Genomic DNA, 13,422 nt, shown 5'->3' with positions numbered 1-13,422 from the left:
AAACCTATGAATGTTGACAAAGATTAATCACGATACCACCACAAGCAGACCATTTGTCTATTTCTATTAGTCTTTTTGTTTACTGATCGGTCCAATCAACCAAATTTTCGCTAGAATTAGGTATTCGTCATTTCAATGCCTACAAACATGCGGACTGTTTCATTTCTATTAATCATTTGTTTGGCTCTTTCAACCACTACGGCGCAAACAGCCTCAGATAAAATCCGACTCAATCAAATCGGTTTTTTCCCTGAATCCCAAAAGCTGGCTGTAGTAAACTCCAGCGTGGCAACCTTTGAAATCGTAGTTGATGGAAATCTGGTAAGCGTTTATGAAGGCACACTTTCCGAAGAGAATTACTGGAACAATTCAGAAGAAAATGTCCGCATCGCTGACTTTTCAGATTTCAAGTACACGGGAACTTATCGCCTTAAGTTGGGAAGCGAATATTCACATCCGTTTACCATTCAAAATGATGTACTAAAAGACCTGTCAAAAGGCTCGATCAAAGCTTATTATTTCAATCGCGCCTCCACTGAGCTGACCGAAACCTACGCCGGAGAACATCAAAGGCCTTTGGGCCATCCTGATGATGAAGTGGTGGTTCATCCATCTGCTGCCTCCTCCTCCCGACCTGCCGGAACCATCATCTCCACACCCAAAGGCTGGTATGATGCCGGGGACTACAACAAATACATTGTAAACTCCGGAATAAGCATGTTTACCCTACTGGCTGCTTATGAAAATTACGCCGCATATTATACCGACCTTGAACTGAACATCCCCGAAAGTGGGAACGAGATGCCTGACCTGCTTGATGAGGTGCTTTGGAACCTGGAATGGATGCTCACCATGCAGGACCCTGAGGATGGAGGAGTGTATAACAAAACAACTACAGCCAACTTTCAGGGGGCCGTTATGCCGCATCAGACTACAGCTACACGATATGTAGTTGCAAAGGGAACAGCTGCCACTCTTGATTTTGCAGCAGTTATGGCCATAGCCGCAAGAGTTTATGAGCCCTTCCTGCCAGATCTCGCCACCGAATGCCTGGAAAAAGCCGAACTCGCCTGGCAATGGGCTCAGACCAATCCGAACGTGCCATTTAACAACCCTGAAGCTCAGGACGGTTATCCGGCGGTATCCACCGGGGGCTATGGTGATAGTAATTTTGATGATGAATTTTTCTGGACAGCTGCCGAGCTATACATAACCACCGGTAATTCAGCGTATTCCGATGAACTCAATTTTTCACAAAACTTTGGTGTACCAGGCTGGCCCAACGTAGGAATGCTGGGGGTGTTGTCTCTGATCAATCATGATATGGCCTCCGCTTCCACGGAAAACATCTTGCTGGATCAGGCAGATAACCTAATGAATTATCAAAAAAACACCTCCCCCTACCGGATACCCATCAATCAGTTTTACTGGGGTAGTAATAGTTTGGTCGGCAATCAGGGGCTCATTATGATGGCTGCATTTGAATTGACTGGTGAAATGGACTATTTCAATGGAGCACTTTCGTCTATGGATTATTTGCTTGGCAGAAACCCCACGACCTACTGCTATGTGACTGGTTTTGGAGATTTTTCACCAATGCACATACATCACCGACAATCCGAGGCTGATGATGTAGTAGCTCCGGTTCCGGGATTTTTGGCTGGTGGCCCAAATCCAAATAATATGGATGATTGTGGCGAGGATCAATATCCTTCTTCAATCCCCGCTAAGAGCTACTATGATAACTGGTGCAGCTATTCCACCAACGAGATCACCATCAATTGGAATGCACCCCTGGTATACTTATCAGGTGCTCTTCAGCATATTTATGAAACAGAGATGATCGGGCCGGATCGAGGACAACCTGAAATCCCGTTGGATATTGGTCATATACTTAAACCTGAAATATTTCCCAATCCAGCTGATGAAACGATCCATGTTGTTTCAAATGATCTCCCTGTGTCAAAATTCTCCATTATATCTCTTTCCGGAGCTGAACTCCTCTCCACTAACCAGGAATCATTGGATATTTCTTCCTTACCTGCAGGTCTTTATCTGGTCCTGATCTATCTGCAAGACCAAAAAATCATGAGAAAATTTGTGAAGGAGTAAAATTATAGCAGTAGACAGGAAATCCTGCCTATTATCTTTCAATCGCTTCCCTGATTTTCTTTTCAGCGGCTAGCGCTTCCTTACTTTCTGTGTAAAAAAATGCTGACGGATCAATGTCCCTTTCTTTCATCATCACCTTCTGGCTTTTAAAGACCGGCAATTGATCTCCCGCCCATACCGACAGGAACTGAAGGATCAGGACTGCAACAACGAAAAATGTGGTATTTCGAATGATCCGTTTCATAGAAAAATGAGTAGTTTTTTATTAAAGCTATCAAGAAGGTCGTAAAAAGTGTAATTTGCCTGATTGTCTTAATGGATAATCGACCTTCTCGATCGACTCATTGATCCAATTTTGATCATAATTATCCAAAGTCCTTTCCATTGATTCTAAAAACATGACTTGGGCAAAATTCCAGACTTTGGATATGCTGGAGGATTCGGTCATGGTTGATCGTAGTTTTGCATGAAAAAATCTAAATAAGCACTCAGCTGTGTGCCCAAATAATAGGGCAGGTTCATTAAATAAAACACTTTTCCAGTTGGGGTACTATGTTGCTCAACTGAAAATTTGCCGGCATACATTCTGACAGCATAAGGATGATCCAATCGATCTACCAGGAGCATAAGTGATTTTAAGGTTCCCTTCTTGCCAGATTTGAATTCTACCGGAATCACTTTCCCCTGATGCGAAATCACCATGTCCACTTCAGCGGAAGATTGCAGCTTTTCCCTCACCCAGAAAAAAGGCAATTGTGCAGTAGCAATGTCCAAAGAAGAAAATTCCTGGACAATGAGATGGGGGATAATCGCTCCTTTAAATGCCTGACTTAAATCCTGCATGGCCAGCATGTCTGCCTGTATCCCAAGTTGATGGTTGACCAGCCCGGTATCCAGAAAATGCATTCGTGGTGATTTTTTGAGGTCAGGTTTTAGCGGAACCTCTGTAGAAGTAGTGGGGTAGCACAAACGGATGATCCTGGCCTGATCCAGCTTTCGAAAGGCCTCTCCCACTTCCCTTGATTTGTAATTGCTGTTGCCAAAGCCATGAAACTTTACACGCTGATCCACATAAAGATGAGCAGTGTGCATCAGGAAACTCAGTAGCTGTTGCTGGGATTTACTCCCTCCATACTTTACCACATCGTCCTGATAGGTAGCCCAAATACTTTCATAAATGGAAACAAGGTCCGAAACACTCCGGCTCTCCGCATAGCAACTCATGACCTCCGGCATACCTCCGATGATGGCATACTGATGAAACAACCCGATCAATACCTCATGAGCATGCTCTGCTATCGGAACTTTGGCCAGCTGATCAACAGCGGAATGGTGGTCAAGGGCATGAAGAAACTCCTGAAAATTGAAGGGAGAAAGGTAGAGATAAGTCACACGACCTACCGGAAAGCTGGTCACCTCCCCGAGTGCAAACTCCAGCAGTGATCCGGCTGCTATCACGTGTAGCTGAGGAACTTCTTCATAAAAATACCTGAGCATGCGTATGGCCTTTGGTGATTCCTGAATTTCATCAATAAACAACAAAGTGTTGCTCAATCCGGATTTTGGAACATTGTGTTTTAGGCTCAACGCATCCATCAGGACTGTCACCTCCTCAAAGTCCTCAAAAACCTTTCGGTCTGCAGTCTTTTCCAGGTTTAAGAATATCTTATGCTCATAGGATGAGGCAAAAGCTTTGACCAATGTGGTTTTACCCACTTGTCTGGCTCCTCTGATGATCAGCGGCTTCCGGTGACCGGACGACTTCCATGCTTCTAACTGGCTATATGCATACCTTCTGAAGATCATTCACGCAGAAATAAGGGTTATTTCAGAGAGTAAATGTAATAAAATAAGGGTAATTTTTAAAAATAGTTGTAACAAAATAAAGGTAATTGATTGATGTCTGTAATATCATAGTTCATATAGCTCAATTTGAATTCAGCCGAAACCAAGGCCTCAATCAGTTAAGGCGCATGCGTCTCACTTGTCCTCATAAACTCCATTCCAGCAATCCACCTTTTACACTGACTGCATCTGCATACCCTGAGTCTAAAAGTTTTTTAACTACCTGCTTACTCCGAATCCCTGAGTGACAAACCACCAAAATCTTCTGGTCTTTTCCGGGCAATTGATCCCGGGCCTGATCAAACTGACTTACCGGTACATTGACGCCCCCGATATTAAATTGCGCAACTTCATGAGGTTCCCGCACATCCAGCAAAAAAACCTCCCCCGATTTTATTTTTTCTTTGGCCAAATTGGCGGTTATTTCCGGAATGGTCGGGGGCTCACATAAAATATCGTAATCTGACTGTATGCTAACCTTCCGGTTTTCCGGATTTGAGATGATTTTCAAAGCGAACTGACTATTATCCAGGGCATTCATCATAATTAACTTCCCACTGCATACCACTCCCACTCCTGAAATAATTTTAATGGCTTCCAGAGCCTGCCGGGTACCGATCATTCCCGGAAGAACTCCCAAAACTCCAACTTCCGAGCATCCGGGCACTGTGCCGGGCTCAGGTGGGTCAGGAAAAAGACAACGATAAGTAGGGCCCTCCTCATAGTTAAACACACTCAATTGCCCTTCATATTTATGGATAGCTCCGTAAACGAAGGGTTTTCCCAAATGGACACAGGCATCGTTGATCAGGTAGCGTGTAGCAAAATTATCCGTACCATCCAGGACGACATCAAAATCTGAAATAACTTCCTCCGCATTTTGTGGGGTTAAAGGCTCTTCAAAAACCTGAATGTTTATGTGTTCGTTTAGCCCACACAGCCGCTTTGAGGCGGCGTAGGCTTTGTTTTTCCCAAGATCATCCTTCGTATACAAAACTTGTCGATGGAGGTTGCTCACATCCACAACGTCTCCATCGATGATCCCTAATTTGCCTATACCTGCCCCTGCCAAATACAACAACGCCGGACATCCCAGGCCTCCGGCTCCAACTACCAGAACACTTCCCTGCTTGAGGTTTCGCTGTTTTTCAGGGCCAAAATCCGGCAGTATAAACTGTCGGTGGTAGTAGGCTTTTTCCTGTTCGTCAAACATACTCCAGCGCTTTATCCCAGTCTTTCCATACGGCTTCATAGCCTTTTTCACGGATCATGGCCGCCACTTCCGAAGGACTACGCTCATCGGATATTTCAAACTGTTCCAACGATTCCGGTTCTGAGGTATACCCTCCCGGATTGGTTTTGGATCCGGCACTCATAGAGGTAACTCCAAGCCGTACTAACTCATCTCTGAAAGCAGGCGCCTCCCGTGTGGAAAGTGAAAGCTCTACTTCCTGGTTAAAGAGCCTGTAGGCCGTAAGCAGCTGGACTAGCTCCCGGTCATTCATGGGAATCTTGGGGGCCAACCCCCCTGAGAATGGCCGCAGGCGCGGGAATGAAATGGAATATTTCGTCTGCCAGTAGGTCTGCTCAAGATATTTCAGGTGCAATGCCACAAAAAAACTGTCTACTCTCCAGTCTTCAAGCCCGATCAATGCCCCCAGCCCGATTTTATGAACACCTGCCTGACCCAGGCGGTCCGGAGTTTCTAACCGGTAATAAAAATCAGACTTTCTTCCTTTCGGATGATGCTTTCGGTAATCCTCTTTGTGATAAGTTTCCTGATAAACCAACACCGCATGTACCCCATATGGCATAAGTTCATGGTATTGCTCCAGTTTCAAGGGCTGAACTTCCAGGCTGATCTGGTCAAAATGAGGTCGGAGCTGCTCAAGCACACGCTTAAAGTAAGGTACCCCCACCATGGTATTTGCCTCACCGGTCACCAGTAATACATGACGAAAACCCAGTGAAGTCAAAGCCCTGGCTTCCTTCTCAATTTCAGTAGGATTCAGTGTTTTTCGGGGAATCTTATTATCCAGGCTAAAGCCACAATAGGTACAGATATTCTGGCATTCATTGGACAGATACATAGGCGCATACAGCTGAATATTATTCCCAAATCGCTGAAGGGTATCTGCCTGGCTTTGTACGGCCATTGGCTCCAGGTAAGCAGATGCAGCCGGTGAAACCAGTGCTTTAAAATCCTCCAGATCCCGTATGCGTTTATTCAAGGCATTTTCCACGTCGCTTGACGTCTTTGCATAGATCTCGTCCCTGACCTGATCCCACTCAAGCTGGTCAAATACTTCTCTGAAACTAGGCATCTAAGAATGAAGTTAATGGACTTGTTGGTTGAGAAATTCGATTTTTTCGGCCGAGCCTACTTTCATAAGCCAGTCTGCCCGCTTCTACTCCCAGCTTAAAGGCCCGAGCCATTGATTCAGGATTTCCTGCAGCAGCAATTGCTGTATTTACCAGCACCGCATCAGCACCGATCTCCAGTGCTTTGGCTGCATCTGATGGCGCTCCCAGTCCGGCATCTACTATTACAGGCACTGTACTTTGTTCAATAATTATTTCCAGAAAATCAAGGGTTTTCAGCCCCCTGTTGCTTCCGATGGTTGATCCCAGGGGCATCACCGCTGCTACACCTGCTTCTTCCAGACGCTTACATAAAACCGGATCAGCATGTATGTAGGGCAACACCACAAACCCCTTTTCCGCTAGTTCCCCGGCAGCTTTAAGGGTCTCCACCGGGTCTGGCATCAAATATTTTGGATCCGGATGGATCTCCAGCTTGACCCAGTTGGTTTCCAGAGCTTCCCGGGCCATCTCCGCAGCAAAAACAGCCTCTTTTGCAGTTCGTACTCCTGAAGTATTAGGTAAAAGATGCACTCCGTCAAGAGCTTTCAGCATTTCGTCATTGTGGTTTTGCATGTCCACACGCTTCAAAGCCACCGTAACCAACTCAGATCCTGATGCAATGACTGCCTGCTCCATGGAGCGAACACTGCTAAACTTACCCGTTCCAAGAAATAACCTGGAATTAAATGCTTTATCAGCTATTGTTAACTTCTCCATTTGTTAATGCTTCATTAAAGTTTCTTACAATTTGTTGCGGGTCTTCAGAAAATGAGATTGCAGACCCTACTGCCACACCAAATACACCGGAATCCATAAGCAGCTGTACATCTTCCTGCGCTATCCCTCCTATCGCAACTACGGGTATCCGTATATTATTCGCATTCATTTGTTCAAGGATTTTTTGATACCCCTCGATACCAAGTATGGGGCTCAGGTTGTCTTTGGTTTTGGTGAATCTATACGGACCCAGCCCAATATAATCCGGCTCCATAAGCGCCAGCTGCTGAATGTCTTCAAAAGTATTGGAAGTGCACCCTATTAATTTGTCCGCCCCCAGGATCCTCCGGGCTTCCCGTGGATCCATGTCTTCTTTACCAATGTGTACACCATCTGCATCAATTTCCTTACATAAGGCTACACGATCATTGATAATGAGTCTGGCACCATGTGTTCTGCAAATTTGCAATGCTTCAACCGCCTGCTCATAAATGTATTTCAGGGGTGCTTCTTTGATCCTAAGCTGAACCCATTTTACGCCAATTTCACATGCTCGTCGGACCATTTCAGCATGGGATTCACCATTTCGCCCTTCCTGCGTGATATATTGCAACTTTTCTATCATTTCTCTATCAGATAATGTTCACCCAAAGCCGTTTCCGATTTTCGTAACAGCTGATAAACGTATTCCTTTGCCTGCTTAAAAGCTTCGGGCAGTTTTTTCCCTTTAGCCATTCCGGCAGCTAATGCTGAAGCAAACACACACCCTGTCCCATGCAGGGATTTTTGTGAGATTCGCTGCGAATCTAAAGTCACAACCTCTCCGGATATCATGTACAACGTGTCTGTTACTATTTTTCCATCTCCATCTCCACCTTTGCAAATTACGTTTAGCGGTAAGCCGGACAGATCCGTGTGACAGATCTTTTGTATCTGAAGTGCCTCGGAAATATTTGGTGTCATGCAATAAAGCAGATCGATAACCTTCAGAAGCTCCCCCTGATTCCATTGATTATGAAAATCAAATCCTGCCGATGCTTTCAAAACGGGATCCCAGACAACCCGGATTCCTGGCAGCTGCTGATGCAAAAATGTTAACAACTTTTCCAGCAGTTGCAAGTCCCTGATCAAACCGATTTTTACCACGTCTATCTGATATCCGGTGGACATCAAAGGTATTATTTGTTGCTGGATCTGGTCAAATGTCAGCCACACCAATCCCGAGAATTCAGATGCATTCTGAAAGGTAATGGCTGTAGATACCCCAAAACCCTGAACGTTTAGCTGGTTTATGGTTTTAATATCAGCTAAAACTCCAGCTCCCCCGCTTGGGTCAAAACCACCTATTGATAAGACCGCTTTACTGTCCATTTCTCTAGAATTTTCTCAAGCGCTTCAACTCGTTCCTTCACGGTTTCTTTCTTCCAGATGTACCCGAGCACTGCCACCCCTTCAAAACCCATTTCCTTCAACGTATTTATGTTGGATGGTTTTACTCCTCCCAGCGCTACTATGGGAAAAGCTCTCAACGGACTCGCCAAAAAAGTCTTTAAACCATCAGGGTTGTAATGACTGGTATAGCCAGGCTTGGAAATACTGTCATAAACCGGGCTGAGAAAACCATAGTCTAACGGATTGCCAACATACCCGATGACCTCATCAGTAGTATGAAAAGATCCCGACAACAGTCCTTTCCATGAAGTTTTTAAGTGCAAGCTCTTTTGGTGCAGATGAATGCCACCTATCTTCATTTCTTCCGCAAGTCGGGGGTCTCCGTGTAACGTACAGTTTGACCTTATATCCTTCGGAATTTTTGACAAAAGTCCTCGAAGGACAGAAATACTCCAGGCCGGTTTTCGGACATGGACCCTTACCGGATACCGGAGAATTTCGTTGAGCGTTTCCACTTCATGTGGCACGTCCCCTTCAGCGGTGATCACTGTGACATCCATCTACCGTTTCTATTGATCCACGTACAGGTTGTTTCCCATCTCTGAGAATTCGTCAGCCTTCTCTTTCATTCCTTTTTGCAACGCTTCCTCCTCTGATAGATCGTTTTGGGAAGCAAACTCCCGAACCTCCTGGGTGATTTTCATCGAGCAGAAATTCGGTCCGCACATACTACAGAAGTGAGCCACTTTGGCACCATCCGCCGGAAGTGTCTCATCATGATACTCTATCGCAGTTTCAGGATCCAGCGAAAGATTAAACTGATCCTCCCACCTGAATTCAAATCTTGCCTTGCTCAGGGCATTGTCCCGGTATTGCGCCCCGGGATGACCTTTCGCCAGGTCAGCCGCATGAGCAGCAATTTTGTAGGTAATCACTCCTTCCTTTACATCCTCCTTATTGGGAAGGCCCAGGTGTTCTTTAGGCGTGACGTAGCACAGCATGGCACACCCGTACCACCCGATCATAGCAGCACCTATCCCTGAGGTAATGTGATCATATCCCGGAGCAATATCAGTAGTCAGCGGCCCGAGCGTATAAAAAGGTGCTTCATCACATGCTTCCAGCTGCTTTTCCATATTTTCTTTGATCATGTGCATCGGTACATGGCCGGGGCCTTCGATCATCACCTGCACATCATGCTTCCAGGCTATTTTGGTGAGCTCACCCAGGGTTTCCAGCTCGGCAAACTGGGCCGCATCGTTGGCATCTGCTATGGAACCCGGACGTAGCCCGTCTCCCAGCGAAAACGCCACATCGTACGCTTTCATGATCTCACAGATCTCCTCAAAATGTGTATAAAGAAAGCTCTCCTGGTGATGGGCCAGACACCATTTGGCCATGATAGATCCTCCACGGGACACAATACCCGTGACACGCTTTGCGGTCATAGGGACATATCTAAGCCGGACCCCTGCATGGATCGTAAAGTAATCTACACCTTGCTCCGCCTGCTCTATGAGGGTATCTCTGAAGATCTCCCAGGTCAGATCTTCTGCTTTACCGTTTACTTTTTCAAGCGCCTGATAAAGAGGTACTGTGCCGATCGGGACAGGTGAATTGCGAAGTACCCACTCTCTTGTTTCATGAATGTTCTTACCTGTGGACAGATCCATGATGGTATCAGCTCCCCACCGGCAGGCCCAGACAGCTTTCTCTACTTCCTCCTCAATACTGGATGTAACCGCCGAATTCCCGATGTTGGCATTAATCTTTACCAGGAAATTTCGCCCGATAATCATCGGCTCGGATTCAGGATGATTGACGTTGGAAGGGATAATTGCCCTTCCTTTAGCTACCTCATCTCTTACAAACTCAGGAGTGATCCTACCCTTTGGCATATTGCTGCCAAAGCTCTCTCCGGGGTGTTGCTGATTGTATTTCCCCCATTCCTCGATGCGTTGATTTTCACGAATGGCGATATATTCCATTTCAGGCGTAATGATCCCTTTTCTTGCATAATGAAGCTGAGTTACATTTTGTCCGGGCTTAGCCTTTCTTGGATTACTCAAGTGCGGAAACCTCAACTCATTAAGTTCTGATTCAGCCAGGCGTTCTTTTCCGTAATCTGAAGTGATCCCATCGAGAACCTCCGTATCTTCTCGCTCTTCAATCCATTTTGCTCTAAGCTTATTGAGACCTTTTCGAACATCTACCTCTACGTCTGGGTCGGTATACGGACCGCTGGTGTCGTATACAGTTACCGGTGGGTTTTCTTCATCTGGTGCTGAAGGGTTTAACTTGAGTTTGGTATTGTGTAAGGAGATCTCCCGCATAGCCACGGAGATATCATGCCTTTCGCCTTTTACATAGATTTTTTTTGAACTGGGAAAGGGGTCACGAGTAATCGAAGTACTATCCGGAGTTTTATCTGCTTTTCTCATATTTTGATAATTTTTTAGCCACCTTGGGTAGCTGTAATGATTAAAACTTCATCATTTGATTTAATGGGGTATTCCTGCCATGAAGCATGTGGGACAATCTCATGGTTAACCGCAATGGCTATCCCTTTTTGATGGTTGATCCCTCTAAGTGACAGTAATTCAGTAATTAGAATGGTATCTCTGTCAAGAGCACAGCTTTCATTGTTAACAGTGAAGTCCATAAAATCTTAATTTTTAGATTCTTGCACTTCAGGGATACCAAGCGATGAGAAAAATAAATGGAGGTAGTCCGGGACTTTTCCCTTCGCCCGCATTACCGGGATCAGGTTCCAAGGGTATTTCTCAGCCTGTTACAAGGCACCCCTAAAGTGTTTCACAAGACTAACTATTTTGAGGGAAAGAAAAAAATCCAACTACTAAATCTGAAGCAAAAGCCATTGGTAGATCTAGATGCTCTTTGTGATCTCGGGAAAGACTTTGTAAAACATCAGCCAGGCCATAAGAAGTGTCAGCCCCAGGTTTAAGGTCTGACCACACAGGTATAAAACCAGCGGCTTACCCCCTGAAAATTGAGCTCGTAGCTCCTTAAAGTTTGTGGAAAGTCCAATGCTGACAAAGGCCAGGCAAAACAGCCAACCTCTCAGGCTTTTGGTAAATCCAAACAGATCCTTTTCAATCAAGGTAGCGGAAGTTTCCGGGGCCATGGATTGCTGCAACACACTGAAGAAAATCGATGCTCCGATAAACCCAAGAATAAATTTTGGGAACCGGATCCATATCTCCTTAGCTGTTACCTTGTCTCCCTTAGACTTCTCTACCCTGGCCGTCCAGTAAACCGCTACTGCAAAAGCAATCACCCCGATCAAAATATTCTGGATCATTTTGATCGTGGCAGCCACATTCATCGCCCGCTCACCTAAAAATGCACCTGCAGCTACTACAGCCCCAGTCGCATCGATGGTTCCGCCTAACCAGGCACCGCCAAGCACTTCTGGCATGTTCAGGGCTTTGATCAAAGCTGGCAAAGCCACCATCATTACAGATGTAAAAACCATGGATAAGCCGATTGCAGTAGTCAGCTCTTCTTTCTTTGCTTTGCAGGCAGCTGCCGTTGCTATGGCAGCAGATACCCCACAAACAGACATGTCCGCACTGATGGTGATGTTCAGACTTTTGGAAGCAATCTTTAATACACGTTGGCCGAACCAAAAAGTAGTCACCAAAACGATGGGCGTCACCACCCAGGCCACAAAAATCCCGGGTACACCTATAGCCAGGATTTTACCAAAAAGCACCTCAGCACCCAGAAGCACCAGGCCGGTTTTGATAAAAAACTCGTGCATCAGGGCTGGTTTCAGCCAGTCTGGTAAACCAAACGTATTACTGATAAAAATGCCCAATGCGATCGCCCAGAGTGCGTAACCCAAACCTATAGCCTTCAGATCAACCTGAGCGGCCAGTAGGTAGGCCAGTAAGCCAACAAGAAAAACCACGAAAAAACCTTTCAAAAAATCGTTGAGGCGGGTTTTCAATAGTTTTGCACCACCTCCAAGAAGTAAAAGAAAGATGAGGAATAAGCTGAGCAGTCCCAGGCCGTAGCTTTTTCCACTGAAAGCCATAAATGGATTCGCTTCCCACCTTTGGAGTTTAGAGGTGATCAGACTTAGGGCCCCCGTGAGACTTGTTACCTCAATCCCGGTTTGAGGCAAGACTACAAAAGTGATCAATGCAAAGGCCAGAATTAAAACACCTGTACAGATCGCAACGATATCTTCTGTCCACTTCATAGGATAAAATTTTGTGAAAGTTATGAATAAGGTTGCAGATGACATCAATTCATTATGATTCTTCATTTCAATTAAAGATTGGGCCAAATTGCAATTTTGTAAATCTGGAATGCAAGGTCCTGAGGGTTGAAAGAACTTTTTTGTATTGACATTTGTATGTACATTACAGGTTTATGGAATTTGAATGGGATGAAAACAAAAATCAAAGTAACATCATCAAACATGCCATTGATTTCATTGATGCAGCACATGTTCTGGATCAAGGTGATATTCTGATTAAACCATCACGTTTTAGCAACGAAGAGAGATTTGTAGCAATTGGATATTACAATAAGCGACACATAGCAATTGTTTATACGACAAGAGGTAACACCTACCGGATCATTTCAGCAAGAGCAGCCCGGAAAAAAGAAAAGATGGAGTATGAAAAAGAAATTAAAAAAAGGAAGGACAGTGAAATATAGTTCTGATGAACTCAGAGGCCTTAACAGTAAAAGTGATTGGGAACGAGTTGATCGTTTGACGGACGAGGAGATTGAAAAAGAGATCTCGTCAGACCCTGATGCTGCACCAGTATTGACTAAGGATTGGTTCAGGAAAGCTACCTTGATTAAGCCACCTAAAGATCGGGTTACCTTGCGTTTGGATAGGGATATCCTCTCCTTCTTCAAGAAGCATGGCAAGGGATACCAAACCCGGATCAATCAGGTACTACGGGCGTTTATGGATGCACACCATTAATACAAAAAAGGAACAACCAGTGG

14 protein-coding genes and 1 riboswitch are annotated in these 13,422 nt (G+C 45.2%); of the genes, 3 read left to right on the top strand and 11 right to left on the bottom strand.

Translation table 11 applies throughout. The features are described 5' to 3' along the window. Window positions 1-180: 180 nt before the first annotated feature. Window positions 181-2,112, top strand: coding sequence for a glycoside hydrolase family 9 protein (locus AC3E9V_RS03850; protein WP_488751869.1), 1,932 nt, complete (start codon window positions 181-183; stop codon window positions 2,110-2,112). A 31-nt stretch (window positions 2,113-2,143) separates the two neighbouring features. On the opposite strand, the gene AC3E9V_RS03845 is transcribed toward AC3E9V_RS03850, so the two are convergent. The 11 genes from AC3E9V_RS03845 to AC3E9V_RS03795 all read right to left on the bottom strand — a co-directional run bounded on the left by AC3E9V_RS03845 (window position 2,144) and on the right by AC3E9V_RS03795 (window position 12,658). Beyond that, entirely contained in the window at window positions 2,144-2,356 is a 213-nt protein-coding gene (locus tag AC3E9V_RS03845; protein ID WP_488751868.1) for a hypothetical protein, read from the bottom strand. A 200-nt stretch (window positions 2,357-2,556) separates the two neighbouring features. Beyond that, window positions 2,557-3,918 (bottom strand): ATP-binding protein, encoded by a 1,362-nt coding sequence (locus AC3E9V_RS03840; protein ID WP_488751867.1) that lies wholly within the window; start codon window positions 3,916-3,918, stop codon window positions 2,557-2,559. Between the two features lie 184 nt (window positions 3,919-4,102). Continuing rightward, complete coding sequence (gene moeB, locus AC3E9V_RS03835) at window positions 4,103-5,170, bottom strand: molybdopterin-synthase adenylyltransferase MoeB (RefSeq protein ID WP_488751866.1); 1,068 nt, start codon at window positions 5,168-5,170, stop codon at window positions 4,103-4,105. Continuing rightward, window positions 5,163-6,281 (bottom strand): 2-iminoacetate synthase ThiH, encoded by a 1,119-nt coding sequence (thiH, locus tag AC3E9V_RS03830; protein ID WP_488751865.1) that lies wholly within the window; start codon window positions 6,279-6,281, stop codon window positions 5,163-5,165. Before thiH ends, moeB begins: the two co-directional genes overlap by 8 nt. Next, entirely contained in the window at window positions 6,274-7,038 is a 765-nt protein-coding gene (locus AC3E9V_RS03825; protein ID WP_488751864.1) for a thiazole synthase, read from the bottom strand. The genes thiH and AC3E9V_RS03825 overlap by 8 nt, the downstream gene beginning before the upstream one ends. Further along, window positions 7,016-7,663: a thiamine phosphate synthase gene (locus AC3E9V_RS03820; protein ID WP_488751863.1), complete on the bottom strand. Its 648-nt coding sequence runs from the start codon at window positions 7,661-7,663 to the stop codon at window positions 7,016-7,018. Before AC3E9V_RS03820 ends, AC3E9V_RS03825 begins: the two co-directional genes overlap by 23 nt. Next, complete coding sequence (locus tag AC3E9V_RS03815) at window positions 7,660-8,409, bottom strand: hydroxymethylpyrimidine/phosphomethylpyrimidine kinase (protein ID WP_488751862.1); 750 nt, start codon at window positions 8,407-8,409, stop codon at window positions 7,660-7,662. Before AC3E9V_RS03815 ends, AC3E9V_RS03820 begins: the two co-directional genes overlap by 4 nt. Further along, window positions 8,382-8,990 (bottom strand): thiamine phosphate synthase, encoded by a 609-nt coding sequence (locus AC3E9V_RS03810; protein ID WP_488751861.1) that lies wholly within the window; start codon window positions 8,988-8,990, stop codon window positions 8,382-8,384. The genes AC3E9V_RS03815 and AC3E9V_RS03810 overlap by 28 nt, the downstream gene beginning before the upstream one ends. Window positions 8,991-8,999: 9 nt before the next feature. Continuing rightward, window positions 9,000-10,871 carry a phosphomethylpyrimidine synthase ThiC gene (gene thiC, locus AC3E9V_RS03805; RefSeq protein WP_488751860.1) on the bottom strand — a complete coding sequence of 624 codons (1,872 nt, stop codon included), beginning with the start codon at window positions 10,869-10,871 and terminating at the stop codon, window positions 9,000-9,002. A gap of 14 nt (window positions 10,872-10,885) precedes the next feature. Beyond that, window positions 10,886-11,092, bottom strand: coding sequence for a sulfur carrier protein ThiS (gene thiS, locus AC3E9V_RS03800; protein WP_488751859.1), 207 nt, complete (start codon window positions 11,090-11,092; stop codon window positions 10,886-10,888). A 61-nt stretch (window positions 11,093-11,153) separates the two neighbouring features. Next, a riboswitch (TPP riboswitch) is annotated at window positions 11,154-11,246 on the bottom strand. A gap of 71 nt (window positions 11,247-11,317) precedes the next feature. After that, window positions 11,318-12,658 (bottom strand): YeiH family protein, encoded by a 1,341-nt coding sequence (locus tag AC3E9V_RS03795; RefSeq protein ID WP_488751858.1) that lies wholly within the window; start codon window positions 12,656-12,658, stop codon window positions 11,318-11,320. A gap of 173 nt (window positions 12,659-12,831) precedes the next feature. On the opposite strand from AC3E9V_RS03795, the gene AC3E9V_RS03790 reads away from it, so the two are divergent. Then, the gene (locus tag AC3E9V_RS03790) at window positions 12,832-13,122 is read left to right on the top strand and encodes a BrnT family toxin (protein WP_488751857.1); all 291 of its coding nucleotides are present in this window, start codon (window positions 12,832-12,834) and stop codon (window positions 13,120-13,122) included. Continuing rightward, on the top strand, window positions 13,082-13,399 hold the full coding sequence (locus AC3E9V_RS03785; RefSeq protein WP_488751856.1) for a BrnA antitoxin family protein: 318 nt from the start codon (window positions 13,082-13,084) through the stop codon (window positions 13,397-13,399). Before AC3E9V_RS03790 ends, AC3E9V_RS03785 begins: the two co-directional genes overlap by 41 nt. Window positions 13,400-13,422 lie beyond the last annotated feature (23 nt).

The organism is Marinoscillum sp. HNIBRBA16962 (assembly GCF_057801515.1).
This window is presented reverse-complemented; position numbering and strand designations above follow the sequence as displayed.